The organism is Secundilactobacillus similis DSM 23365 = JCM 2765, from assembly GCF_001311075.1.
GTDB classification, from domain to species: Bacteria; Bacillota; Bacilli; order Lactobacillales; family Lactobacillaceae; genus Secundilactobacillus; species Secundilactobacillus similis.
On record NZ_BBAD01000044.1, the window covers coordinates 1 to 26075 of the forward strand.

Below are 26075 nucleotides of genomic sequence, written 5' to 3' on the forward strand. Positions count from 1 at the left end.
GTCGTGCTCCGTGGGGTTCGGGGTGCGAGTGCTTTAGTCATACGCCAGTCCGGAGAGATCCGGCATGGGCGTTTTTTGCCCATTCCTAGCTCGTAGGCTGGCCACTGCGTTCCAGTCCCCGCATAGCGCCGGAGCCTCCCGCGGCATCCTCCCACAATCAGAAAACCAGAATCACCGTACTTCACAAACTAAACATGCTTACGCTGGACACAAACGTCAGTGTAAACAAAAAAGCCACCGAAATCGGCAGCTTTAGTCAATAACTTATTTCTAACCATGGTGCGCGGAACGACTCTTCCGAGCGGCACGCTTGCGGTTGTCTTCAAAACGTTCTTCTTCGTCTTCGATTGGCTCAACCACGCGTTTCTTGAATGAAAGGACAGCGCCAGCAACGGCACCGATGGTTGCAACGGTTCCAAAAAGAAATCCCTTTACAAAATGTTTCATTGAGAAAGGCCCCCTAACAGGTTAAAATTGATTTGTGTTACTTATATTATGCCGTTTTTTCGGTAAAATATCCAGTGAATCGCAAAATTATGGTGGAGTGATCTTTTTGAAAAAAGTATTGGCCATTATTGGGCCGACAGCGGTTGGTAAAACAGCCCTGTCAATTGAAATAGCAAAACAGTACCAGGGTGAAGTGATCTCTGGGGATTCAATGCAGGTTTATCGCGGGTTAGATATTGGAACGGCTAAAATCATGCCGGTTGAACGTCAAGGGGTGCCACATTATTTAATTGATATCCGAGAAATTGATGAACGGTACTCAGTAGCCGACTTTGTTGCTGAAAGCCGCCAATTGATCGATCAAATTACCGCGCGTGGTGGGTTACCGATTATTGTCGGTGGGACGGGCTTTTACTTGAAGGCCTTACTGTACGATATGAATTTAGGTGGTGATCAGTACGAAGCCACTGAATCAGTTCGGAAAAAATGGCATGCTTATGCGGCGACTAACGGGCAACAGGCATTATGGGATCACTTGAACCAAATTGATCCGGATGCAGCTGAAAAGATTCCGGTCAGCAATGAACGGCGAATCGTGCGGGCGTTGGAGGTTTACGAACAAACTGGCCAGCTTTTTTCGAAGCAACAGACAACGTTAACCCCGCGTTATGATGCTTTAGTAATCGGGTTAAACACTGATCGAGCACGGTTGTATCAACGAATTGAACAGCGAGTTGATCAGATGGTCGATGAAGGGCTTGAAACGGAGGCACGTCAACTTTACGATGCCGGTGGTCAAAGTTTGGCAGCCGGCAAGGGGATTGGTTATCGAGAACTATTTCCGTATTTTGATGGTCAAATAACACGTGAGATGGCGATCGATAAAATTAAGCAGGACACCCGGCACTATGCAAAGCGTCAATTAACTTGGTTTCGGCACCAGATTCCGGTCCAATGGTTTGATCTATTAGCGGATCCAACGGCTAAGGACCAAATTGAAGACGCCATGACAGATTGGTTATCCAAATGATGTTATAAAACATTACATGAAGTGTTGACACTGACTAAAATCGTGGTATTATTGAACCATGCAAAAGGAGGTGAATGTGATGACAGAAAAAGAATTGCAACGATCAAAGTCCGTTCTACCAATTGGGACGGTCATGCGACTTACTGAATTATCTGCCCGTCAGATTCGTTATTATGAGGAACAAGGATTAGTGATTCCGAAACGAACTGATGGTAACCGGCGAATGTATCGCTGAATAATATTGATCAGTTATTAGAGATCAAGGACTATTTAGCTGAAGGCATCAACATGGCTGGTATCAAGGCCATCTACGAGCAACAGAAGAAACGCGCAACTGAACGGCGAGAAGATAACTTGACTGATAGTGATGTAAGACGAATTCTCCACGATGAATTTCTGAACATTAGTGGCTTTGACCGCGGCGTTGGAACGTCATTACATTCACAGCGACCTCTTGACTAACTTTGTGGCTTGCTGATTTTAAAAACTATCTTTCAAGGAGCGATTTTATGCCAAAACACGATTACACCAAAGACGACATTCGTCAAATGGCTAAGGATGAAGATGTTCAATTTTTACGGTTAATGTTTACTGATTTGTTTGGGACAATCAAAAACGTTGAAGTACCAATTTCACAGCTTGAGAAGTTACTCGACAACAAGTTGATGTTTGATGGTTCTTCTATCGATGGCTTTGTACGCATCGAAGAAAGTGATATGTACCTCTACCCAGATCTGTCAACTTGGATGATTTTCCCTTGGAGCAGTGATCGTGGCAAGATCGCCCGTGTCATCTGTGAAGTTTACACGCCAGACAAGAAACCATTTGCTGGGGACCCACGGAACAACTTGATCCGGGTCTTGAACGACATGCGTGAAGCCGGCTTTACTGACTTTAATATCGGACCAGAACCAGAATTCTTCCTATTTAAGATGGATGAAAACGGCAAACCAACGACTAAGTTGAACGATAACGGTTCATACTTCGATATGGCCCCAATGGACTTAGGTGAAAACTGCGTCGTGAAATCGTTTTGACCTTGGAAGATATGGGCTTTGATGTTGAAGCTGCGCACCACGAAGTTGCACCTGGTCAACATGAAATCGACTTTAAGTATGCGGACGCCTTACAAGCCGCTGATAACATTCAAACCTTCAAGTTAGTCGTTAAGACGATTGCTCGGAAGTTCGGTCTTTATGCCACCTTTATGCCAAAGCCATTAGCTGGCATTAACGGTTCCGGGATGCATTTGAACATGTCACTCTTCCACAAGGACGGCAACGCTTCTATGACGAAAAGGGTAAGTTGCAATTATCACAGGATGCTTACTACTTCTTAGGTGGGTTGCTTGAACATGCTCGGAGCTTTACAGCTATCTGTAACCCAACGGTTAACTCATACAAGCGGTTGGTTCCAGGCTACGAAGCCCCAGTTTACGTGGCATGGTCAGGTTCTAACCGGTCACCATTGATTCGAGTACCAAACTCACGTGGTCTTTCAACTCGTTTGGAAGTCCGGAGCGTGGATCCAGCTGCTAACCCATACTTGGCGATTGCAGCGGTCTTGGAAGCCGGTCTTGACGGTTTGAAAAACAAGATCGAACCTGAAGAAAGCGTTGATCGTAACATCTACCGGATGGACGCTGAAGAACGGAGCCAAAGCCACATCACCAACTTACCGGATACATTGCACAACGCTTTGAAGGATCTGGCAGCTGACGAAGTGATGAAGAAGGCCATGGGGCCACACTTGTACCCAAGCTTTATCGAAGCTAAGAACTTAGAGTACGATGCTTATCGCACTCAAGTATCGAAGTGGGAACGTGATCAGTACATGGAATTGTACTAATCCCGTCACTAAAAGATTATAAAAGTTTAAAACAACGCCGATTCAGTCAAATGAATTGGCGTTGTTTTTGTTGTCGTAATAAAATAGGAAGTGACAGCTTTGAGGGGTGTCGACAGTAGCCTACCGGAAGTAAACGGAAAATTTCCGGGTATTTTAATGAAAGGCCTTTATTAAACTCACATTTTCCGTTAACATTAAACTAGTTACATATGATGAGAAATCGTAAACGAGGGATAATATGCAAAGTAATAGTGAAGCACCACGCGAAGAGATCAATCCAGCACAAGCGCAGTTAGATTTATCGATCAGTCAAAAAATTAATTATCTACAAACGCTGCAGGCCGCTTTACACGACGGTGATGATCGGCAGATTTATGAATTAATTGATAAAACGCGTTATGATCGAGAAGTGAAGAAATCTCGGTCGACGACCCAAACCCTCGAATTATCAGGGTTAGTGAGTGACGTTCACGATGAACTGAGTCACTACTTGAGTCAAAATCTAATTGACTACTTGGGGAAGACCTATCCATTCTTCTACTACGATGAAGTGACGTCAGGGCAATTTGATATTTACTTTGGTAATTGGTGGGATCGGCGGTTATTTGGTCAACTTGACGTGTTAAACGTGGCGTTTGAATTTGACGAAACCGAGTATGGTAAGTTGAAGCGAACCTTTGATTTAGAACCACTCCATCAACGTTATAACACCGATAATATTGCTGAAATTACGGCGAAGAGCGCTGAACTCCAAAAGTTGATCACACAACAAGATGACCGTGATCGTCAAAAAGATGATCTTCGGCAACAGTTAAAGGATGTCAGTTCAAAGAGCACCTTGCCTTGGGATTCTGGTAAAGTTAAGGAAGAACGCCAAGGACTCGTCGATCAATTATCTCAATTGGCGGACGAGGACGAAGCCGCAATGAACGCCAATAAACAAATTAAGGATAACGACGAGCGCATTCTCGAATTATCAAAGGAGGACACGATCCTCAACTACGAGAAACAAAGTATCCAACAAACGTTTGACGACTTTAGCCATTTTGAATCACACAATCAAAGCTTGTATACCGATTACCTTACAAACTTGATTGGGAAGGGCAAGGTGGTAGCCGATGATTAATGAAACTGATCCATCAACATTGAGTACCAGCGGGCGTTTGTTGTCTTATAATGATGCGGTTAAGGAAGGTCTTCAAACCGGGATCAAATTTACCGAACTGATGGACCAACTGATCAACACCAAAGATCCGAGTGTGTTGGTTGAAGCAGCTCAGGCATTGTCCGTCTACGTATTGGACAGTGACTTCGTGACTTTCCCACACCAGTACAACACAGCGGATTACTATTTAATTTTCATGAGTCGCCTGCTTGAATTGCACGACAAGGGTGATTTGATTACCCTGCAATCACATGAAGCCACTCAGCACTTGACCCAACAGATTACTGCTATGGGTGATTTAGGGACGTTTGCCTTTCAACCTGCGGACGATACTGGTGGTGTTTATTATACCGAGCAAGTCACTGGCGAAGTGCTGTTCTACCTGAATTTGAAGCGTCAGGTCATGCGGATGAACAGTAAAGCTATTACGCAACTGTTTATCATTACCTATCACGACAAGCTAGAAAATGAGCAAATTTTGTCAACGACCCAGTTATTGATTGATTTTGGTCAATCATTGAAGACGGACTTTGGGTTTGACGTTGACTTTAACTTGTTGGATACCAGCAACCAAGAGTTCTACTATGTTCAAGCCAATGAGTTGTCCAGCGAAGTGGTTGATAAGCTCTTCGTTGCAGCGGCTGAGCAAGATTACATGTTGATGCACGCCCAAGATGGGGCCACATTGCAGCTTCCTCAAGACGTCACGTTAACGATTGCGAGTCATACTGCTAGCGGCCAGGCCAAGTGGGGCTTAACGGTCCAAGATCAAGATGAAAAGATGTCTTGGTTCAAAGTGCTGTTAACGTACGACTTTTTGCGCGATTGGTACCTAGATAACCTGGATGAATTACAAATTCGTTCGGATGCGTTGGTCTTTTAGAAAGTAGGCTTATTGTGACACTTGATTTAGCAAAATTATTACAGTCGGCGATTCAGTATCGCACCCAGTTTAACTATACGCATCAGGTTGCGATTCGGCCTGAAGAGGGGTTACGCGTTGATTACGTAGCGTTGGACATTGCCCTGGGTGATTTAGCGAAGCGGGTTGGTTGGTACCGGTTAGGTGAAACGCCAACGCCGACTGACCATGATGACTTGGTTGCGCAGTATGTGACGACCATGACGGCGTTTTTCAACGTTGCAGCACGGCAGACTTGGTCACACTTGATCGTGATGAATGACGATCAATTAACAGCGCTGATGGCAAAACGGCCAGCTAAGAGTTTAAGTCAGCAGTACTTAGCGATTCGACACTTCGTCGATCAGGCGTTGTTTGAACGCCAGCAAACGGCATTTGAGCACGCTTGGCACCTGTTCTTGAAGTGGGGGTTGGTTGATCTTAAACTGACCCCAGCGGAAATTGAAACGGTAGCGAGTGCATCCTTTCAATTAACTGATTAGTATAAAAAGAAGTTCGTCGATTGATCGGCGAACTTCTTTTTTATGCGGTGCAGTTTTAAATTAGCTGAGGTGAATTAACCGGAAAAATGCTTGAACATAACTGCGTCGCGTTGTGGCGAAATGTTTGGACTGCGCAAGTCGTCGAGTGTGGCTTTGGTAAAGTTCCCATGCGCCAGCGATAACGAACAAGACAGCAATGAAACTAATAAAGACCATGGCAATCCCTCCAAAGTTAAGTTTCAATTACGTTACAGTTTCATTATCAGTTGATGACTTACGAAATGCAAGTAAAAAACATCGATTTTTAAGAATAATTGTGAATTTATTTGTAGCGATTTTTGAAATGAATGTAGATTTCAAACGAAAATAACTGAAAAAGATGTAGTATGCAAATGACTGCTATAAGCGCTATATATTCTAAAACAAGCAAATGCCGAGTTGTATATATTGGCCATTAAATGAGAGTATAGACCAATTTTAATAATTGATTATATCAAGCAAAATGTAAAGCGGCTGATTTATTTTCATGGGCTTTTGGCGCACCCCGTTTCCAATGCGAATAAAATTGACCGAATTGTGTGAGATGCCGGATCAGAAATCAAAGAATTGTGATTGACATAAAAGCCCAAAATAAAAAGCCTCAAGAAGAGGACTCAGTCGACATTAACCGTGAGCATGCCTGACGATAGATGAGAAATTTGGTCGTATTAAAAAACAAATTCGACTTCGTTTGAGTAGTTACTACTAGGTGAGTTAATATTACCTGTTTTAGTGACAATCGGATAGTCAATGTGAACAATGAAAGGATAATAAATGTTATATTTTATGTTTATCAGTACTTATTTTAACGACTCCCGTCAACGTGAATTAAGAATGGATCGCAAAGATCAGTTTAAAATTTTAATTGGTAAAGTCAATCCACGCGACATCGGTGATATGGAAGATCTTTTTTGTCTAAATGTTAGGTGTGTTCCGAGTCACATTTATGAAAGTATTCCGATTGATGGCGTGGTTACGAAACGGCTGCCAAGCGGCCACAATGAACACAGCGTGTATCGAACAACCTCATTTAAAATTCGAGGCCCAGAACAAGTAATCGAAATTATTAAGATGTTAAATGAAGCGTACGAGGCGGGATAGTTTTTCAACCTCGCCAACAATTGCTGGACGAAGTTGAGGTAAATGAGGTTATTTCAGAATGCAAAAATAAAAAACGCCGAATCATCGGCGTTTTTGAAGTAACAAAGGGAAAATTGTCCCTGATTGACTGACGCAGGAGAGATTCGAACCCTCGACCTACGGTTTAGAAGACCGTTGCTCTATCCAGCTGAGCTACTGCGTCATATTCATAACGAACATGTATAATTATAAGATATTGACCGGATGAAGTCAACGACTATCGTGAGCGAGCAGACATCACTTGTCAGTAGTATCAATCTGTTTGCGTAAAAGGAGTAACATGCAAGAAAAATGATAATTATTAATTGCTTTTAGGTGACTGGTATAGGTAACCGGTATAGGCCCAATGGTTGAACTATCAATGGATAATTCATGTAAAATTCAGTCATTTTTTGATTGATTGTTCGGCTTTTAAGCAATCCCAACCGGTGTTGTATAACGGCGCGAAATGGTTGTTGCAAAAATGAATCGTTTTCAATTGAAATCCCGGTTTATTCTTGATAAAATAAAGCGAAATCAAAGTAGTGAAGCACATGGACTATTTTTTTGAGCGATTTGTGACTTGACTAGTTTGTTTCTGAACAATTTAAATGGATTGTTCGGAATGTGCTGCATTTGGTCCAATACCTTGGAGGTGGCAGTCGCAAAATAGAAGTTGGTATAGTGAGAGGTTCGGGGGGAAACGAACTTCTCTGTCAATGTAAGGATGGGGAGATCAATTTGAGTAGAAAAATTGAAATGACGGGTAAGCAGTTTGGTCGCTTAACGGTCCTTCAGCAAAAGGGACAAGATCCTCGTAACGCTGATTTATTATGGGAATGTCGCTGTTCATGCGGCAACGTCGTTGTGGTGGATGGGTCACGGCTTCGGGGCGGTTACGTTCGAAGTTGTGGATGCTTACGACGAGAACTAGCTCGGAAGCGCTACATCGAAAACAAGGATTTTACCAAAAACATGGGCAATACGCAAAACTTGCGGAACAAGGATGGCATCATGGTATCCTCGCTGAAGGAATCGCCACGCAATACCTCTGGTGTGGTCGGGGTTTCCTTTGATAAGGCGACCCAAAAGTGGTTAGCACGGCTGATGTATCGCAGACACTACGTTTTATTGAAGAGTTATGATACTAAGGCCGAGGCGGTGGAAGCGCGAAAACACGCCGAGTTATTTTACTGGAAGCGCAGTGAACAAGTGAACTAAACAATGACTTATCCTTGATAGTCGTTGACTGATTTCAGTCGATGGCTATCATTTTTTAACTATTAGCACAATTGTGGGGTCTCGTAGCATTATTTTCTGAAAAAATGGCTTAAATTCGTGAAAAAAAGGTCAAGAAAGGGCTTTCATTTCTATGTTATACTATTAACAAATTCAGAATTTAATTGAGGGATGGGATGTTATGACAGCCAAGCAACACAAGCAACACGCTAATCTAACCAAAAGTAACCAAGTACTCGATCAATTCGCAAAGGTCGTTAACAGCGACAAGGCCATTCGAAAGGTAAAACCAACCGAAAAATTGCGTTGTGGGATCGATTTGGGGACGTCATCAATTGTGTTGACGGTCTTGGATGAGAAGGATAACCCCATTTACGGGGCATTTGAATACGACCACGCCGTTCGTGACGGGTTAATTGTTAACTTCGTTGAAACGACTCAAATTTTACGGCGGTTAAAGCAAAAAGCAGAGGATGTGTTGGGGGTTGAGTTAACCACTGCCTGCGGTGCCATTCCACCTGGTACGGGTGAAGGTAGCGCCAAAATTGTGGCCAACGCCATCGAATCCGCTGAATTTATCTGTCGTCATGTGGTTGATGAACCAACGGCAGCGGCGAAGTTTTTGCGGATGAAACTGGGACCGTTGTTGATATTGGTGGTGGGACTACCGGGGTCAGCATCTTTAAAAATGGCAAGTTGATTGAAGTAATCGATGAAGCTACCGGCGGGTTCCATATGACATTGGTTCTTGGCGGGGCTTACCATATTAGTTCCGACGAAGCTGAACTGATGAAGCGGGATAATAAGAAGGAACGCGAAGTCTTTCCAATTATCCGGCCAGTTGTTGAAAAGATGGCCTCAATCACTAAGAATGCGCCTAAGGTTGCGGTTGAGGAACCGGTTGTCGTTGTTGGCGGGGCGATCAACTTCGAAGACTTTATTCCGGCCTTTAGTAAGACTCTGGGACTCAAGTCGTTTAAGCCTGATTTTCCGCAGTTCGTAACGCCGCTGGGGATTGGGATGTACGATCACGACTAGCAAACACTAAAGTTAGTTAAGGTGAATTATATCCAGTTTAAAGGGAACTCCATTAATTCGGGGTTCCCTTTATTTTTTTGTTTGTTGGTAATGTAATTGGTGTATGGATTTCGTGCGACCCCAAACTTTTTTCGAAGGTCGCACGAGGAAAAGTCGATTCGAACGTGCCTACAGGTTATGCGTTATTATTCGTAACCTTTCCATTTGAATTATAAAAGGGAAAAGTATCGCAGTTTTACCATGGATGGCAGGTTACTTAAACTCTGCAGCAATGGCTTTAATTTGATCTGCATAATCATAGATGTCTACAGACGAATCAAAGTTGATTTCTGTATTGTCATCATCGTTTAGAACAATAAAGTTACGAGTTGATTTGAAGAAAACACGAAGGACCCATTTTCGGTTGTTGTCATCGATTAGGATATTAAAGTAACTATGGTTATCTCGGTAAACAATCCGATTCGTATCCATTACATCACGGATAATAAGTTTGACCACGGCGTATGATTCAAGTTCTTCGGGGGTAGTAACAATGGAACTTCGCTCTTTTTCTGAAGATGTAGTAGGTGTGTCCTGTTCATTTTCGGACGTATCTAGGGTAGTTTGATTGAGCGCATGATTTAACTTGCTGCTGACTTGTTCGGAGATGATTTGATTTAGTCCCTTTGCTATTACTGGGGTAAATTGTTCGATTACTTGTTGGGTTTTGATGCCATCGTAAATGTGTGAGAGTACTAAGCGGACAAATTCCTCATCAGGATGATTCATCTGTTGTGTAAAATATTCCTGAGCTAGACCAACGTATTTCAAGTCAGAAGCGCTATCGGTAATGCTGTCTACATCAAAATTATCTTTAGTAAATTTAAAAAGTTCGTTGATTTGAGAGTCTTTAATTGCGGATATTTTGATGGTCAAGAATGGGGGCTCATCCATTACGTTTGGTTGTTCGAGATCAGTGTAGAACTTGTAAGTATCCCCGTTTGTAAGAATACCAAATTTAGCTTTTGTAGCTGTAAAATATCTAAAAAGCTGTGAATCTTTCTTTTCTAAATTGTCGGAGAGTTCTTTGGTTTCGACAAGAATTTGAACTTCATCGTTCATCACGATGGCGTAGTCCACGCGTTCCCCCTTTTTGCTTCCAAAATCGGCGGTAAATTCTGGAACAAATTCAGTTGGGTTGAAAACGTTGTAACCTAAATCTGAAAATAGGGGCATGATCAGGGCATTCTTAGTTGCTTCTTCTGTATTTAACTTGTTTTGGAAGTTTTCAATTTGCTCAGCTAAAGCCTTTGATTTTTGACGCGAATTCATTCTTGTCCATGATAACCTCTCCTTAATAATTAATTTATGACCTATTAATATCAAGCAGTTATAACTGGAAGTCAGTATTAGAAAATAGGTGAGCTTTCTATCATAATGATTGATACATAGGTTGCTTAGAAAGCGCTTACGCTTATAAGTATATTTTAACCCTTACTTCACAAAAATCATATGCAAATAATTAGTGTGTCATCAGCAATACCAACCAATTTTGAAAAATTCGTGTACCATCAAAAGCTGAAAGGAAAGTAGCAGCGACACAAAAAAGCACTTCATTAACAGAAGTGCTCCTAAATAGACTAATGTTTATCCAACTCAAGCTTATGAATGATATACGCCTTAGAAGCCGCATCCAATAAATCATGATACGTCGCAAAGTCACTTACTGATGCCACATAGGCATCGAGTTCTTCCGGCGTTGCGTTACTAGGATCATCATCCTTAAAATGACCCCGGTCCCAGAATTCCTCGAAATTATGGGCAGTGGTGTTTTCGCGAAGAAACTTCTTGTTTAACAAATCACCCAGGGGAACGGCACTTGAGCCGATCATTTCATCGGCGGCTTCCTGACGCTGTGTGATTTCGCGTTGGAGCGTTTTATCATCAATTGGTTGTTGGTTCTTCAAACTGATCACATCCTCAATCTAAGTTAGCTTACTTTCCATTATAACAAGAAATATATAGTAAGAAAACGGTTACTTAAACACATTCGGAAAAGGCGACAATGAGTAAGTTATAAAAATCAGGCACTAAAAAAGCGCCGCCAGCGGCAACGCTTTTCAGTCTAGTTTTACGATTGAAGTTCGAGTGTGATGATCAGGTAAATGTTTTTCGGGATCCGTATCACGTAAGTAATCAATTTCTTGAACCACAATCCGAACTAACGAACGTTTGACGGTTTCGTCGTTTAAAATGGCTGCCAGGGCTGTCGCGTACTGTTTACTAGTCGCATCATCAAGGTCGCGTGTCGTCGGGGCATCGTTAAGCGCCTTTAAAATGGTGCTCGTTGCAATTGTTGCTGAGTGGTCATCAAATTTATGATCAGACATACGTATCACTCCCTTTAGTTGATACCTTAATTATACTGGAAAGTTGTGAAAAAAGTGTGGGTAAATCTCGACTTTTTATAAATTTAAGATAATCTAAATCAGAAGTTTAGACTAAAATCGGCAAATACAGGACGGTTAAAACGGCGGATAATTGGTCTAATGACTGGCCGATAATCAGGGGAACAACCTCGGAAAAGTCTGGAAAACGGTTAATGATTAAGCCCCTTGATAATCAAGTTAATTGGGTAAATAGTTTGATACTCAAAGTACTATTTTTCCAAATTGCGCAAATTCCCGGTATATTAAGCGTTTTAACGGCTTGTAATTACCAGTTTACAGGGGAAGGGTTGACAAATTACCCAAAATTAGAATAATATACTGCCATCAAATACTTTGATGTTTGAAATACTTTGTCAAGGAGGTGTCGAGTTACCGATGCAGCTCACTTCTCAAGAGATTCAGGCACTAATTCCAAACCGCTTTCCGATTTTCTACATGGACGGCGTGACCGAATTAGTAGCCGGTGAATCAATCACGGCAATTAAGAATGTTACGGCAGATGAAAGTTTCGTGAACGGTTATCGTCCGGGCGAATACATCATGCCCTCAGCTTTGATCGTTGAGTCGTTAGCACAAGCAGCCTCGATTTTGATTTTAAAGTCGCCAGCGTTTGCGCATAAAACGGCGTACTTGGGTGGAATCTCTAAAGCCGAGTTTTTAAAGGACGTTAAAGCGTCTGATCAGATAGCACTGAAAGTAAAGATGAAGAAGCAACGTGACAATATGGGCGTTGTTAGCTGTGAAGCGGTTGTCAAGGACGAAGTTGTCCTCACTGCTGAACTAATGTTTATCGTTGAGCCAGAGCGCACAACCGATTGACGAGGGGCTTTCTCACTGCTATTATTTTGATGTTGGAACTATTTGATAATCGAAATAGGTGGTGTATCAGTGGAATATTCAACGATCAAGCGAATCAATCAATTGTTGACAACGGTTTACGGTGATATTTTACGGGTTGAAGAACTCGAACTGAAAAAGAGTCGGTTTCAAGATATTTCAATCAAGGAAGTTCACGCCATTGATGCCATTACGATGTATGAACATAAGACGACGTCGCAGGTGGCGCAACAGTTGCGAATTACCCCAGGAACCTTAACCACAATGGTCAACCATTTGGTACGAAAAGGGTATGTCGTTCGGCTTCGAAGTGACGATGATCGATGCTTCGTTCGGCTGGGATTGACCAGACGCGGTCGGTTGATTTTTCGGGCTCATGAGTCGTTTCATCGGCATATGGTTCAAAGCTTTATTCAAGACATGGACGATGTTCAAGTTCAGTTTATTGAAAAGGCGCTCCTGAACCTTCAGGCGTTTCTGGAATTTACAGATTCAACGATCAACAAGTAAGGAGTTTAGTTGAATGGCAGGAATTAGAATTGTGCAAACTGCCCATGAAGTTCCTGACAAGGTGGTTTTAAACGACGAGTTAAAACAGTACATGGATACTTCAGATGAGTGGATCAGCAGTCGGACCGGGATTCGACAGCGCCATGTGTCAACTGGTCAAACAACGGCTGATTTATGTACATCGGTTGCGCAGCAGCTACTCGCGCAATCCGGGTGGTCAGCTGATGACTTGGACTTCATCATCGTGGCGACGATGTCACCAGACTATATGACACCGGCAACGGCGGCAATCGTTCAAAATCGAATTCACGCACAACATGCGTTTGCGTTTGATTTGAGCGCGGCGTGTTCCGGGTTCATTTATGGTCTTCGGGTTGCTAAGGATCTACTTGCTGGTGACTGTCATCGCGGCTTATTAATTGGCGGCGAAGTCTTGTCTAAGCTAGTTGATTGGCAGGAACGTTCAACGGCTGTTTTGTTTGGCGATGGCGCTGGTGGAGTGTTGTTGGAGCAATCTGATGAAACAGCCTCCCAGTTTTTGGCCAGCGACTTGCAGACACTTGGTGAATTAGGTGACCGGTTAACGGCAGGGTACCAACCTGTGACGTCACCGTTTGCAACGGATGCGACTGATCCTCATCAACGCTATTTTGAAATGGATGGTCGTGCGGTTTACAAGTTTGCAACGCACGATGTGCCCCGTTCAATTGAACGGGCGGTTACCGCAAGTTCTTTAATGGTTAAGGACGTTGATTATTTTTTGCTTCATCAAGCTAATCAACGCATCATTGATCAAATTGCGAAACGACTGGCACAGCCAACCGATAAATTTCTGAGCAATGTTGCTAATTATGGCAACACATCAGCTGCTAGCGTCCCAATTTTATTGGATGAAGCAGTTCGCAACGGGACGATTCAGCGTGGCCAAACCATTGCGTTAAGCGGGTTTGGCGGTGGCCTGACGATTGGCACTCAATTGATTCAGTATTAAATTAAGTTAAACACACAACTCAAACACATTTAATTAAGGGGATAACATATTATGACTAACGACGAAATTTTCTCAAAGGTACAAGCAATTATCGTAGAACAAACTGGTGAAGATGCTGAAAAGGTAACGATGACCACTAACATCAAGCAAGACTTAGATGCTGACAGCTTGGACATCTTTGAAGTGATCAACGAAATCGAAGACGAATTCGACATCAAGATTGAAACTGAAGAAGGCATTGAAACAGTGTCTGACTTAGTGAAGTTCGTTGAAGCCCAATTAGGCAAGGAACAAGACTAATGCCGTTAGAGCCATTTATGCAATCACTCGGTCTGACTTACCCGATTTTTCAGGGTGGGATGGCCTGGGTCGCTGATGGTCGATTAGCTGCTGCGGTTTCAAATGCCGGCGGTCTGGGAATCATCGGTGCTGGCCACGCTTCTGGTCAAGTCGTTCACGACGAGATTCAAATTGCCAAGTCACTGACGGATAAGCCTTTTGGGGTAAACGTTATGCTACTGTCGCCACACGTGGCTGACGTGGTTGAGGTGATTTTGGCGGAACAGGATAACATTACCGTTGTGACGACGGGTGCCGGGGATCCATCCCGGTATCTACCAGCGTTTAAGGCTGCTAACATCAAAGTGATTCCAGTTGTGGGGTCAGTTGCGTTAGCTAAACGGATGGCACGGGTCGGTGCGGATGCCGTTGTGGCAGAGGGCATGGAGTCAGGTGGTCATATTGGCAAACTGACAACGATGGCGCTGGTGCCACAAGTTGTTGACGCAGTGGACATTCCTGTGATTGCTGCCGGTGGTATCGCTGATGGTCGTGGCTTAGCCGCGGCTTTTATGCTAGGCGCTGCTGGCGTGCAGATGGGAACCCGCTTTTTGGTGGCCACTGAATCAAAGATTCATCCTGACTACAAACAAGCGGTTTTAAAGGCTAAGGACATCGACACGGTCGTGACCGGTGAATATGCTGGTCATCCAGCCCGAGTGCTTAAAAACAAGATGGCCAAGCAGTTTATGCGCCTAGAAAAGGCGGAAGCTGCGAAGGCACATCCTGATTTTACTGAAGTTGAACAAATTGGAAATGGTAGTCTTCGAAATGCCGTGTTGACTGGTGATGCCACGACCGGCGCCTATATGGCTGGTCAGGTTGCCGGCATGGTGACTAAAGCAGAATCAGCCGCCGACATTTTAGCGGACGTCTATACCCAAGCCAATCAGTTGATGGGACGTGAATAAGGTGCGAATCGGATTATTATTTAGCGGTCAGGGTGCTCAAAAAACGGGCATGGGCCAATCATTGTACGAGCAAAATGCAACTTATCGGGCAGCAATCGATCATGCGAGTGACGTGTTGTCGATTGACTTACCCAAACTGTATTTTGACGCTGACCAAGAAACGTTACTCAACCAGACGCAGTATGCCCAACCAGCAATCGTTGCCATGAGTGCAGCCCTGTATCAGGTGCTCCAACCACAATTAGACAACGTGGTTGCGGGAATCGGTCTTAGTCTTGGTGAATACAGTGCCTTGGCTTGTGCGGGTAACGTGGCCCTTGATGACGCGTTGACGTTGGTGAAATTACGTGGTGAATTGATGCAACAAGCTAGTGAACAAACGGCGAGTCAAATGGCCGCTGTGATGAACACGCCCTTGGACTTGATTAAAGAAGCGTGTGAAGCCGCATCAACGAAAGGCATCGTAACGATCGCCAACGTGAACACGCCAAAGCAAGTCGTCATTGGTGGGGAAGTCGCTGCCGTTGAAGCGGCGACCGCTTACCTCACTGAACATGACGTGAAGCGAATCGTGCCGTTAAACGTGAGTGGCGCCTTTCATACCCCACTGATGCAACCGGCACAGGCACCGCTTCACGAAGCGCTTTTAAAAACCAACTGGCAAGATGGTCAGTTCCCAGTGATCAGTAATACGACCCAACAGCCATTTGTTACGGCAGACATGACGACGACTTTAACGACCCAACTTGTGTCAACGACCCACTTTGCCACCGCGTTACAAACGCTTGATGGTCAATTGGATACGGTGATCGAGTTGGGACCGGGGAAGACGTTAACGAGTTTTGCAAGGAAAACGGTTAAGGGCCTTAATTACTGCCATGTTGATAGTCTTGAAACACTTGAAGACACGTTAAAGGTGTTGGAAGGGAAGTAACGATGGAACTTTCAGGAAAAACCGTCCTCGTCACGGGGAGTACGCAGGGCATCGGCCTTGCAATTGCGCAGGCCTTTGCGAAGAAGGGTGCGGCAATCGTGTTAAATGGTCGCCATGCGGCTAGTGAAGAAACAGTGCAATCCATTAAGCAGTTGGGAGTTGACTGTTGGGATATCTCAGCAGACATTACCAACCTGATACGGTGAAGGCGATGATCGACCAAATTTACACGGTGACTGATCACCTTGACGTTGTCGTGAACAACGCGGGAATCGTTAACGATAAGTTGCTCAATCGGATGAGTACCGATGATTTTGCAACCGTGATCGATACGAACTTGACCGGAACGTTTAACGTGATCAAGGCCTGCTTGCGACCATTGTACAAGCAGCGTTCAGGCGTGTTTATTAACCTAGCGAGTGTCATTGGCTTAACTGGTAATATCGGGCAAGCCAACTACGCTGCTAGTAAGGCGGGCATCATTGGCTTAACCAAATCGGTTGCCAAAGAGGCCGCAATGCGGGGCATTCGTTGCAACGCCATTGCACCCGGAATGATTGATACCGCCATGACGGCCCAATTGGGTGATAAGGTGAAAGACGGCATTTTGGCCCAAATTCCACTTAAGCGGTTTGGCCAGGTTGAAGAAGTGGCGCACGCTGCCCTGTTTTTAGCAGAAAATGATTACGTTACCGGACAAACCGTCACCATTGACGGCGGTTTAACAATGCAATAAGGAGCGATTACTATGCCAAGAGTTGTGATTACAGGAATGGGGGCACTCACGCCAATCGGCAATGATGTCCATGAATTTCAAGCAGGTTTAGCTGCTTCGAAGGTTGGGTTTAACCCAATTTCGCACTTTGATGCGAGTGAAACGGGCATTACGTTGGCTGGGGAATTAACGGATTTCGAACCATTGACTCGGTTAGGTAAAAAGGACCTTCGGCGGATGGATACCTTCAGTCAGTACGCGGTGTATGCAACTGCCGAAGCGATTGAACAAGCCGGAATCACTGAAGAGAATACGGAAGCTGAACAGCTTGGTGTGATCTACGGCTCTGGAATCGGTGGCTTAACGACCATTCAAGAACAGGTTACTAAGATGAATGAGAAGGGCCCTCAACGGGTATCGCCAATGTTTGTGCCAACGGCGATCTCGAACATGGCCTCGGGTAACATTGCGATTCGTTACCACGCTAAGAACATTTGTACCACCATCGTGACGGCCTGTGCCTCAGGGACCAACGCTATCGGTGAAGCTTTCCGTCAAATTAAGGAAGGTCGCGCGCAAGTGATGATTACTGGTGGTTCTGAAGCCTCCATCAACGAAATTGGGATTGCCGGTTTTGCGGCATTGTCAACGTTGTCAACGGCCACGGATCCAACCAAAGCCTCATTACCATTTGACGCCAATCGGCTGGGCTTTGTGATGGGTGAAGGTGCCGGGACATTGATCTTGGAATCGCTCGAACATGCCCAAGCGCGTGGTGCTGAAATCTTAGGTGAAGTTGTGGGTTACGGTGCAACCTCAGATGCTTATCACATGACGTCACCAGATCCAGCCGGGACACAAGCTGCGCGAGCAATGCAGTTAGCTATCGATGAAGCAGACGTTACGCCAGCGCAAGTGGGTTACGTCAACGCACATGGGACTGCAACGATGGGCAACGATAGTGCGGAATCGGCTGCTATCAACCAAGTATTTGGCCAAGATAGTGATGTGTTGGTTTCAAGTACCAAGAGTATGACGGGACACTTGCTAGGTGCTGCGGGCGCAATTGAAGCAGTTGCCACGATTTCAGCCCTTCAAGCTGGTCAGTTACCAGTTAACGTTGGTTTGACGGAACAAGATCCTAACTGTGACGTCAACTTAGTCAACGACGATAACCGCAACACCGCTGTGGATTATGCTATCAGCAATTCCTTTGGGTTTGGTGGTCACAACGCCGTATTAGCGTTTAGAAAGTGGGCGGATTAGTCATGACTTTGGAAGAAATTCAAGCCATTATTGATCAAATTGACGCCAGCGATATTCGTGAAATTGATTTAAACTACCAAGATCTTCACCTGTACCTGAATAAGAATCGAACGACGCAACATTCAGCGAGTGAAGCACCGGTCAAAGCGGTAGCACCAGAAACAACGAGTAACGTGCCAGCGGTGACCGCGGCCGATACGACTAAACCGGCTAAATCAGCAACTGATTCAGCCGCCAATGAAGAAGCAATCAAGGCACCGCTTGTCGGCGTCATCTACTTACAACCGTCACCAGATAAACCAGCATACAAGCAGGTTGGTGACATGGTTCAAGTTGGTGAAGTGGTTTGTGTGATTGAAGCCATGAAGATGATGACCGAAATTAAGAGTAAGGTTGCTGGAACGATTACGTCGATCTTAGTTGAAAACGAAGAAGTCGTTGAGTTTGATCAACCACTGTTTAAAGTATCTAAATGAGGTGAACGAAGTTGTCAGAAGAAGCAAGAGAACCAAGAACGTTAGACGTTGTTGAGATTCAAAAAATTTTACCACACCGTTACCCAATGCTGTTAGTGGATCGGGTATTGGACGTTGTGCCAGGGGAAAGTGTCATTGCCAAGAAGAACGTTTCGGTCAACGAAGCCTTCTTTCAAGGCCATTTTCCTGGTAACCCAGTGATGCCTGGCGTTTTAATTGTTGAAGCCATGGCACAAGCCGGGGCGATTGCCCTGTTGACCCTTGATGAATTTAAGGGCAAGACGGCTTACTTTGGTGGGTTAAAGCGGGTCAAATTCCGTCAGATGGTTAAGCCTGGTGATACGCTTCGGTTAGAAGTAACTTTGGATAAGGTTCGCGGTAACGCAGGGCTCGGTCACGGAATCGCCTACGTTGATGACCACAAAGTTTGCTCCGGAGACCTCACCTTCATGATCGGGTAGGTGACAAGCATGTTTGAAAAAGTATTGATTGCCAATCGTGGGGAAGTTGCTGTACGGATTATTCGGGCATTACGGGAACTTGGTATTCAATCAGTAGCCGTGTATTCAACGGCGGATGCGGATGCTCAGTACGTCAAGTTAGCGGATGAAGCTGTTTGTGTTGGTGGGCCACAGCCTGCCGATTCATATCTCAATATGCAAAACATTGTGAGTGCAGCGGTGTTAACCGGCGCCCAAGCGATTCATCCGGGGTACGGCTTCTTGTCGGAAAACTCGGATTTTGCCGAACTTTGTGAAACGTGCCAGATTACGTTTATCGGTCCCAAACCCGCAACCATCGCGTTGATGGGTAACAAGGCCAATGCCCGAAGTCAAATGCAGGCGGCTGACGTGCCAGTTATTCCTGGCAGTACCGGCTTTTTAAAGGATGAGGCCGATGCCTTAGCGATTGCCGATCAAGTGGGCTACCCTGTGATGTTGAAAGCGGCCGCTGGTGGCGGTGGTAAAGGCATTCGTCGTGTGGAAGCGCCGGATGAGCTGTCTTTAGCTTACCGGGACGCAACTCAGGAAGCTGAATTGTCATTTGGCGATAGCCGGATGTATTTGGAAAAAATTGTTGCGCCGGCTAAGCACATTGAAGTTCAGGTGTTTGCAGATCAATTTGGTCACGTGGTGGCGTTTCCGGAACGGGATTGCTCACTGCAACGTAAACAGCAAAAGGTGCTTGAAATTAGTCCGTGCGTGACGATGACGGCAACTGAGCGCGAAACGTTACAGCAGATTGCGGTTCGGGCGGCGACTCAAATCGGGTACCTCAACACCGGAACGATTGAATTCTTGATGGATCAAGACCACCATTTCTACTTCATGGAAATGAATACCCGGATTCAAGTTGAACACCCGATTACCGAAGCCGTTTCCGGCGTGGATCTCGTCAAAGAACAGATTCGCGTTGCTGCCGGTGAACCATTACCATTTGAACAGGCCGACATTCAACTGAATGGCGCTGCAATTGAAGCGCGGGTCAATGCCGAAGATCCGAACTTGGACTTTATGCCACAAGCTGGGGTCGTTAAGCAACTGAAATTACCAGGTGGCCCCGGTATTCGGGTTGATAGTGGCATTACCAGTGGTGATATGATTTCACCATTTTACGATTCTATGGTGGTTAAGTTAATTGCCCACGCGGTACTTATGCTGAAGCCTTAGCCAAGTTGACTGAAGCGTTGTCTGAATTTGAGTTAAGTGGTATTGCGTCCAACCAACTCTTTTTAACGGCACTGTTAAGCGATCCGACTGTGCAAGCGGGTACGGCGACGACGAACTATGTAACAGAAGCTTTCTTACCAAGATTTAAATCACAATTGGTTAAGGAGGTGTCGTAATGTCGTTTGGTGAACACGTCAAGCGGTTTTCATCGGAATCATTATCGATTTTGAAACACTACCAAGCACAGGTGCCTAATGGTATTTGGATGCAGTGCCCTCGGTGTCACGCCAGTTTTTACTTTAAACGAGCTGGCCAGTACCGAGTTTGTCCAGAGTGCGGGTACGGGTTTCGAGTAACGGCACACCGGCGACTTAAGATGCTGACGAAGCACTTTGAGGAGTGGGATGCCGACATTAGTTCTGATGATCCACTACAATTTCCGGATTACGAAGCGAAATTGAAAAAAGCCCAGAGCACCACTCATCTTAAAGATGGGGTGCTCACTGGCCTTGCAACGATCGATGGTCAACAGACGGCGTTGGGAATCATGGACCCGTTATTCATCATGGGGAGTCTTGGAACCGCCAATGGTGAGCGAATTACCCGGTTATTTGAGCGGGCAACTGAGCAAGAACTACCGGTGGTGCTCCTGACCGCCTCTGGTGGTGCGCGGATGCAAGAGGGCATTTATTCGCTGATGCAGATGGCGAAAATCTCTCAGGCCGTCAACCAGCATGGTGATGCCGGTCTTGCGTATATTTCGGTTCTGATGGACCCAACGACTGGCGGGGTCACCGCTAGTTTTGCGACGCAAGCGGATATCACCTTAGCTGAGCCACAGGCGCTGATTGGTTTTACGGGCAAACGGGTGATCGAACAAACCATCAATAAGCAGTTACCGGACGATTTTCAGAGTGCTGAAAATAGCTTAAAACGCGGCTTCATTGATGAAATTGTGCCTCGTGATCAACTTGCCAAACGTCTGGGTCAGTTACTGACGATTTTTAACGCACCGAAATGGGGGACCATAAAATGACACAAACCTCACAAATCGTAACTGGTGCTCGAAGCGATCAAAAGGCCAATACAACCGAAATCATCGAAGCGTTAGTCGATGATTTTTTTGAATGCCATGGTGACCAGTTAACGGGTGATGATTCCGCAATTATTGCTGGATTAGCAACTTTAAACGGCCAGTCGGTGGCAATCATTGCGACCCAAAAGGGCAACACCCTTGAAGAACGGTTAGCGACTCACTTTGGGAGCCCCGAACCCGCTGGCTATCGTAAGGCGCTTCGAGTAATGCATTTAGCGGAAAAGTTAAACTTTCCTATTATAACGTTGATCAATACGCCGGGGGCTTATCCTGGAGCGGATGCCGAAGCAGCCGGTCAGGGGCAGATGATTGCCAAGAACATCCGCGAGATGTTAGCAATCACCGTTCCAATATTAACCATTATTATTGGTGAAGCCGGTTCGGGCGGTGCCTTAGCGTTGGCTTGTTCAGATCAAATCTGGATGTTAGAAAATAGTATGTATTCGATTTTATCTCCAGAAGGGTTCGCTGCAATCATGTGGAAGGATGCGCATCGGGCTGATGAAGCCGCTGAACTGATGCGACTCACCCCAGAATGGCTACTGAAGCAACATGCGATTCACCGAATTATTCCGGACGCGTGGTTACGCAGTCCAAAATTAAAACAAGCAATTATAACGGAACTCACTCAACTCAGTGCACAAGATACGGCGGAACGGCTTCAAGAACGGCAACACTTTTTCAGAAAGTTTTAAGTTTAGGACCTGAAAGGGTTGACGTTGGTCGTTTTTTCTAGTAAAATGCAATTTGTTGTATTTGTGGACTTCCACAGCTACAACCGCACGGGCCAAGTTTTAAGTTCGGTGTTAACCGACACTTGTTCTCGGCGAGTCTGAGTGAAACTTTTATGAAGGAGGTGCACATACATGTACGCAATTATCGTAACTGGCGGTAAGCAATACCGTGTTCAACAAGGTGAAGCTGTTTACGTCGAAAAGTTAGACGCCAAGGCAGGCGACAAGGTCACTTTTGACCAAGTTGTTTTCGTTGGTGGTGACGCCACTAAGGTTGGTGCCCCATTAGTCGATGGTGCAACTGTTACCGGGACTGTTGAAAAGCAAGGCCGTGAAAAGAAGGTTGTTTCCTTCAAGTACAAGCCTAAGAAGGGTCAACACACTAAAGTTGGTCATCGTCAACCATACACCAAGGTTGTTATCGACGCAATCAACGCCTAATTAATGTGGGTGATTCACAATGATACAAGCAACATTTGAACACGATGACGCTAATCGGATTGTCGGCTTTAAGCTGACCGGTCATGCGGATAGTGGCCCTTACGGTAGTGATATCGTCTGTGCCGCTGTATCTGCCTTATCGATCAGTACCGTCAATGGATTATCAACCGTCGCTTCGGTTACCCCAATCGTGGTATCGAAGCCGGATGAAGGCGGCTTTTTAAGTCTCCGGATGCCACCAGTTGATGACTACATCCAAGAACGGATCAGTCAGGCGTTGTTACAAAGTTTTGAAAATGGACTTTTAGATGTTGAAAAACAATATTCGGATTACATCCTAATTCGATAAATCTTTTATGGAGGTGAAACTCAATGTTAGAAATGAACTTACAATTCTTCTCTCACCATAAAGGGGGCGGTTCTACTGCCAACGGTCGTGATTCTGCCGGACGTCGTCTCGGTACGAAGGCTGCTGACGGTTCAACTGTTACCAGCGGATCAATCCTTTACCGTCAACGTGGGACGCACATCTACCCAGGTGTTAACGTTTCTCGTGGTAACGATGATACGTTATTCTCAAAGGTCGACGGTGTCGTTCGCTTCGAACGTAAGGGCCGTGACAAGCGCCAAGTTTCTGTATACCCAGTATCAGAAGCCGCAGCAAGATAACAATAAAAAGGCCCCTGGGGCCTTTTTATTTTGAAAAAATTCTCCAAATCGAGGCGGATAACGTGGAAACTCGACTCCAACAGCTGCAACTAACCTTTAAACAATTAGGCATCGATGCGTTATTAGTGACGGATCCGGTTAATATGGGCTATCTCACTGGTTTTGATGGTGATGGTCTCGTCTTGGTGACGGCTAAAACAACGATTCTCGTCACGGATGATCGGTACGCAACGGCGCTTGCTGCAACGCCACACCCATTTGAGGTGGCCATTACGCGTAGCTATCTTGAGGTGGCAATTCGGTTAGCTCACGAGCACCAAGTGACGACCCTAGGATTCGAGGATCAGCTTGCCTACCGGACTTTCGCTCGGTTAAAGCAGTTGACAAGCATGGTCCTTGTACCAGTCGATGCAGTAATTGAACGGTTGCGAACGATTAAGTCGGTTGAAGAAGTTGAGATACTCACTCGATCTGCTAAATTAGCGGTCCAAGGGTTTGAAAAACTCTTACCCGTTATCAAACCGGGGGTCAGCGAACGGTGGGTTGCGAACCAACTCGATTGCATCATGAAAACGTTAGGTGCAAGTGGGCCGAGCTTTGAAACGATTGTTGCCAGTGGTTATCGATCGGCATTGCCGCACGGGGCTGCCAGTGATAAGTTGATTCAAGCTGGCGAACTTGTGACTATTGATTTTGGCTACTTCGTTGACGGCTATACGTCAGATTTGACGCGAACCGTTGCGGTTGGGAATCCTGGGACGCAGTTAAAAGAAGTGTATCAGGTTGTCCAAGACGCGCAACGTGCGATTATTGAAGCTGTTCAAGCAGGCGTGATCGGGCAGCGATTAGATCAAATTGGCCGTCAAATTATTTCTGAGGCCGGTTACGGCTCCTATTTCAACCACGGAACTGGTCACGGAATCGGCCTGGCGATCCACGAAGGACCGGACATTAATACGCGCGCACAAACACCACTACAGGTCAATCAAGTTGTTACCGTTGAACCTGGGATTTACCTACCCAATGTTGGTGGTGTTCGCATTGAAGATGACGTTTTGGTACAAGCAACGCATGGCGAAGTTTTGACAGCGAGTGATACCGGATTAATTATCCTATAAAATAGGGAATTAATTCAGTCGCTAGCTTGCAATCTAACGCGTATAATTGCTATTATAATAACTGAATGATTTTGAGGAGGAATTTATCGTTATGGCTATTTCTACAGCGGATTTTAAAAACGGTTTAACTATCGAAGTTGACAACGCAATTTGGCGGATTGTTGAATTCCAGCACGTTAAGCCAGGTAAGGGTGGCGCGTTTGTTCGTTCTAAGTTAAAGAACTTGCGGACAGGTGCCGTTCAAGAAAAGACTTTCCGGGCCGGTGCAAGATGGAACAAGCCCCAATCAACACCCGTAAGATGCAATATTTGTACGCTGACGGCGATTCACGGGTCTTCATGGACATGGACAACTACGAACAAGTTTCCGTTCCTGACGACGCAATTAAGAACGAATTACTCTACTTGCAAGAAAACATGGAAGTTAGTTTAGTTCAATATGGTAGCGAAACCTTAGGCATCGAAGTACCTAACACGGTTGTTTTGACGGTTGTCGCAACTGAACCAGGCATCAAGGGGAGCACCGCTTCTGGTGGTTCAAAGCCCGCAACGATGGACACTGGTTTAGTTGTTCAAGTGCCATTTTTCGTTAACGAAGGCGACAAGTTATCAATCAACACGCAAGACGGTTCTTACATTTCACGTGCCTAAGCATCTGACCTTTTTTTGAAACGGAGGCTCACTCATTGGCTGAAGATACCAATATTGTTTTAGAGGCAACTGAACCCGCTTTAGGGAATATCGAAGTTGCACCACAAGTTCTTGAAATCATTGCTGGCATTGCTGCTAGTAACGTAGACGGGGTTGCCCGGATGCGGGGTTCGCTGGCGAACAGTGTTAACGAATTATTTGGCCGAAAAGAACGCGGTAAGGGCGTTAAGCTGTCATTCACGGATGAAACGTTGTCCGTTGATGTGTATGCCTATCTCAATTACGGTGTGTCGGTGCCGAAAGTCGCATTGGCTGTTCAAGAGCAGGTCAAGCAACAGTTACTGTTTATGACAGATTTACGACTTAGTGAAGTTAACGTTCATATTGAAGGCGTGATTCCGGAAAAAACGACTCAAGCAGTTGATCCAAATAACCTGTTTGATGACGACGATGAAAGTGAAAATGGTGAAGATAAGTGACAGAAGAGTTAACACGGCACCAGATTCGCGTTCGGGCCTTTCAAACGCTCTTTGCAATGAATGCTAATCCTGAGGCGGATAAACAGGTGATTTACCGGCAGTTATTGACTGATTCCGATGACGAACCAGTCACGGTACCGCCATATCTGGATCAATTAGTTTCGGGAGTGTTGACGAACCAAGCACAGTTGGATGACTTGATCAAAAAGTATCTGACAACTGGGTGGACGTTACCCCGAATCGCGAAAACCGACTTGGTGATTTTACGACTTGCCTTCTACGAATTGGAATATCAAACTGACATTCCAAAGCGCGTGGCGGTCAACGAAGCACTGGAACTATCAAAACAATTTAGTGATGATCGTTCTCGCCGGTTTATCAACGGTGTGTTATCACACGAAATCGAAACGCAAGATTAGGTTTTGGCTTAAGCTTGCTTAAAAACGAACCAAAGCAGTGTTTGCTTTGGTTCGTTTTTTG

Annotated in this window: 26 protein-coding genes, 1 tRNA gene, 6 pseudogenes and 1 other annotated feature; of the genes and pseudogenes, 28 read left to right on the forward strand and 5 right to left on the reverse strand. The window is 45.2% G+C overall.

Going from position 1 to position 26075, the window contains the following annotated elements; translation table 11 throughout:
* Positions 1-270: 270 nt before the first annotated feature.
* Positions 271-447 (reverse strand): DUF3042 family protein, encoded by a 177-nt coding sequence (locus tag JCM2765_RS16740; RefSeq protein WP_082405087.1) that lies wholly within the window; start codon positions 445-447, stop codon positions 271-273.
* Positions 448-553: 106 nt separating this feature from the next.
* Here JCM2765_RS16740 and miaA point away from each other — a divergent pair, with 106 nt between their 5' ends.
* From miaA to JCM2765_RS10260, 6 genes and pseudogenes are all read left to right on the forward strand, one after another.
* Positions 554-1477 carry a tRNA (adenosine(37)-N6)-dimethylallyltransferase MiaA gene (gene miaA / locus JCM2765_RS10235; RefSeq protein WP_054736530.1) on the forward strand — a complete coding sequence of 308 codons (924 nt, stop codon included), beginning with the start codon at positions 554-556 and terminating at the stop codon, positions 1475-1477.
* A 79-nt stretch (positions 1478-1556) separates the two neighbouring features.
* A pseudogene (locus tag JCM2765_RS10240) lies at positions 1557-1939 on the forward strand (MerR family transcriptional regulator).
* 47 nt (positions 1940-1986) lie between these two features.
* Positions 1987-3325, forward strand: a pseudogene (gene glnA / locus JCM2765_RS10245) (type I glutamate--ammonia ligase).
* A 238-nt stretch (positions 3326-3563) separates the two neighbouring features.
* Complete coding sequence (locus JCM2765_RS10250; RefSeq protein ID WP_054736532.1) at positions 3564-4451, forward strand: hypothetical protein; 888 nt, start codon at positions 3564-3566, stop codon at positions 4449-4451.
* Positions 4444-5373, forward strand: a complete 930-nt coding sequence (locus tag JCM2765_RS10255; RefSeq protein ID WP_054736534.1) for a hypothetical protein — start codon at positions 4444-4446, stop codon at positions 5371-5373. The genes JCM2765_RS10250 and JCM2765_RS10255 overlap by 8 nt, the downstream gene beginning before the upstream one ends.
* A gap of 14 nt (positions 5374-5387) precedes the next feature.
* On the forward strand, positions 5388-5894 hold the full coding sequence (locus JCM2765_RS10260) for a hypothetical protein (protein ID WP_054736537.1): 507 nt from the start codon (positions 5388-5390) through the stop codon (positions 5892-5894).
* 1268 nt (positions 5895-7162) lie between these two features.
* On the opposite strand, the gene JCM2765_RS10270 is transcribed toward JCM2765_RS10260, so the two are convergent.
* Positions 7163-7236, reverse strand: a tRNA-Arg gene (locus JCM2765_RS10270).
* A 557-nt stretch (positions 7237-7793) separates the two neighbouring features.
* Here JCM2765_RS10270 and JCM2765_RS10275 point away from each other — a divergent pair.
* Positions 7794-8273 (forward strand): AP2 domain-containing protein, encoded by a 480-nt coding sequence (locus tag JCM2765_RS10275; RefSeq protein WP_054736541.1) that lies wholly within the window; start codon positions 7794-7796, stop codon positions 8271-8273.
* 199 nt (positions 8274-8472) lie between these two features.
* Positions 8473-9329, forward strand: a pseudogene (eutJ, locus tag JCM2765_RS10280) (ethanolamine utilization protein EutJ).
* A 252-nt stretch (positions 9330-9581) separates the two neighbouring features.
* Here the strand turns inward: eutJ and JCM2765_RS10285 are convergent.
* The 3 genes from JCM2765_RS10285 to JCM2765_RS10295 all read right to left on the reverse strand — a co-directional run bounded on the left by JCM2765_RS10285 (position 9582) and on the right by JCM2765_RS10295 (position 11698).
* Complete coding sequence (locus tag JCM2765_RS10285) at positions 9582-10640, reverse strand: type I restriction endonuclease (protein WP_054736542.1); 1059 nt, start codon at positions 10638-10640, stop codon at positions 9582-9584.
* A 308-nt stretch (positions 10641-10948) separates the two neighbouring features.
* A complete protein-coding gene (locus tag JCM2765_RS10290) occupies positions 10949-11275 on the reverse strand; it encodes a hypothetical protein (RefSeq protein WP_054736544.1) in 327 nt (108 codons plus the stop codon).
* 153 nt (positions 11276-11428) lie between these two features.
* Entirely contained in the window at positions 11429-11698 is a 270-nt protein-coding gene (locus tag JCM2765_RS10295; RefSeq protein ID WP_054736546.1) for a hypothetical protein, read from the reverse strand.
* A gap of 435 nt (positions 11699-12133) precedes the next feature.
* On the opposite strand from JCM2765_RS10295, the gene fabZ (JCM2765_RS10300) reads away from it, so the two are divergent.
* From fabZ (JCM2765_RS10300) to nusB, 20 genes and pseudogenes are all read left to right on the forward strand, one after another.
* The gene (fabZ, locus tag JCM2765_RS10300; protein WP_054736550.1) at positions 12134-12577 is read left to right on the forward strand and encodes a 3-hydroxyacyl-ACP dehydratase FabZ; all 444 of its coding nucleotides are present in this window, start codon (positions 12134-12136) and stop codon (positions 12575-12577) included.
* 69 nt (positions 12578-12646) lie between these two features.
* A complete protein-coding gene (locus tag JCM2765_RS10305) occupies positions 12647-13105 on the forward strand; it encodes a MarR family winged helix-turn-helix transcriptional regulator (RefSeq protein ID WP_082405089.1) in 459 nt (152 codons plus the stop codon).
* Between the two features lie 13 nt (positions 13106-13118).
* The gene (locus JCM2765_RS10310) at positions 13119-14096 is read left to right on the forward strand and encodes a beta-ketoacyl-ACP synthase III (RefSeq protein ID WP_054736551.1); all 978 of its coding nucleotides are present in this window, start codon (positions 13119-13121) and stop codon (positions 14094-14096) included.
* Positions 14097-14147: 51 nt separating this feature from the next.
* Entirely contained in the window at positions 14148-14396 is a 249-nt protein-coding gene (locus tag JCM2765_RS10315) for an acyl carrier protein (protein WP_054736554.1), read from the forward strand.
* Entirely contained in the window at positions 14396-15346 is a 951-nt protein-coding gene (gene fabK, locus JCM2765_RS10320; protein ID WP_054736556.1) for an enoyl-[acyl-carrier-protein] reductase FabK, read from the forward strand. The genes JCM2765_RS10315 and fabK overlap by 1 nt, the downstream gene beginning before the upstream one ends.
* A 1-nt stretch (position 15347) precedes the next feature.
* Positions 15348-16280, forward strand: coding sequence for an ACP S-malonyltransferase (locus JCM2765_RS10325; protein ID WP_054736558.1), 933 nt, complete (start codon positions 15348-15350; stop codon positions 16278-16280).
* A gap of 2 nt (positions 16281-16282) precedes the next feature.
* Positions 16283-17016 (forward strand): annotated as a pseudogene (locus tag JCM2765_RS10330) (3-oxoacyl-ACP reductase family protein).
* Between the two features lie 12 nt (positions 17017-17028).
* Positions 17029-18261 carry a beta-ketoacyl-ACP synthase II gene (gene fabF, locus JCM2765_RS10335; protein ID WP_054736560.1) on the forward strand — a complete coding sequence of 411 codons (1233 nt, stop codon included), beginning with the start codon at positions 17029-17031 and terminating at the stop codon, positions 18259-18261.
* 2 nt (positions 18262-18263) lie between these two features.
* Entirely contained in the window at positions 18264-18737 is a 474-nt protein-coding gene (gene accB / locus JCM2765_RS10340; protein ID WP_054736562.1) for an acetyl-CoA carboxylase biotin carboxyl carrier protein, read from the forward strand.
* Positions 18738-18748: 11 nt separating this feature from the next.
* A complete protein-coding gene (fabZ, locus tag JCM2765_RS10345; protein ID WP_082405090.1) occupies positions 18749-19198 on the forward strand; it encodes a 3-hydroxyacyl-ACP dehydratase FabZ in 450 nt (149 codons plus the stop codon).
* Positions 19199-19207: 9 nt separating this feature from the next.
* A pseudogene (locus JCM2765_RS10350) lies at positions 19208-20583 on the forward strand (acetyl-CoA carboxylase biotin carboxylase subunit).
* A complete protein-coding gene (locus tag JCM2765_RS10355) occupies positions 20583-21443 on the forward strand; it encodes an acetyl-CoA carboxylase carboxyltransferase subunit beta (protein WP_054736564.1) in 861 nt (286 codons plus the stop codon). Before JCM2765_RS10350 ends, JCM2765_RS10355 begins: the two are co-directional and overlap by 1 nt.
* Positions 21440-22198 carry an acetyl-CoA carboxylase carboxyltransferase subunit alpha gene (accA, locus tag JCM2765_RS10360; protein ID WP_225352067.1) on the forward strand — a complete coding sequence of 253 codons (759 nt, stop codon included), beginning with the start codon at positions 21440-21442 and terminating at the stop codon, positions 22196-22198. Before JCM2765_RS10355 ends, accA begins: the two co-directional genes overlap by 4 nt.
* Positions 22199-22269: 71 nt before the next feature.
* Positions 22270-22347 (forward strand) — a sequence feature (ribosomal protein L21 leader region).
* A gap of 22 nt (positions 22348-22369) precedes the next feature.
* Positions 22370-22678, forward strand: coding sequence for a 50S ribosomal protein L21 (gene rplU, locus JCM2765_RS10365; protein WP_054736568.1), 309 nt, complete (start codon positions 22370-22372; stop codon positions 22676-22678).
* Between the two features lie 19 nt (positions 22679-22697).
* Positions 22698-23027, forward strand: coding sequence for a ribosomal-processing cysteine protease Prp (locus JCM2765_RS10370; RefSeq protein ID WP_054736570.1), 330 nt, complete (start codon positions 22698-22700; stop codon positions 23025-23027).
* Positions 23028-23050: 23 nt separating this feature from the next.
* Entirely contained in the window at positions 23051-23347 is a 297-nt protein-coding gene (gene rpmA, locus JCM2765_RS10375) for a 50S ribosomal protein L27 (protein ID WP_054736572.1), read from the forward strand.
* A 62-nt stretch (positions 23348-23409) separates the two neighbouring features.
* A complete protein-coding gene (locus tag JCM2765_RS10380) occupies positions 23410-24465 on the forward strand; it encodes a M24 family metallopeptidase (protein WP_054736573.1) in 1056 nt (351 codons plus the stop codon).
* A 91-nt stretch (positions 24466-24556) separates the two neighbouring features.
* A pseudogene (gene efp, locus JCM2765_RS10385) lies at positions 24557-25116 on the forward strand (elongation factor P).
* Positions 25117-25151: 35 nt separating this feature from the next.
* Positions 25152-25595: an Asp23/Gls24 family envelope stress response protein gene (locus tag JCM2765_RS10390; RefSeq protein WP_054736575.1), complete on the forward strand. Its 444-nt coding sequence runs from the start codon at positions 25152-25154 to the stop codon at positions 25593-25595.
* Complete coding sequence (gene nusB, locus JCM2765_RS10395; RefSeq protein WP_082405091.1) at positions 25592-26014, forward strand: transcription antitermination factor NusB; 423 nt, start codon at positions 25592-25594, stop codon at positions 26012-26014. The genes JCM2765_RS10390 and nusB overlap by 4 nt, the downstream gene beginning before the upstream one ends.
* The last annotated feature ends 61 nt before the right edge of the window (positions 26015-26075 follow it).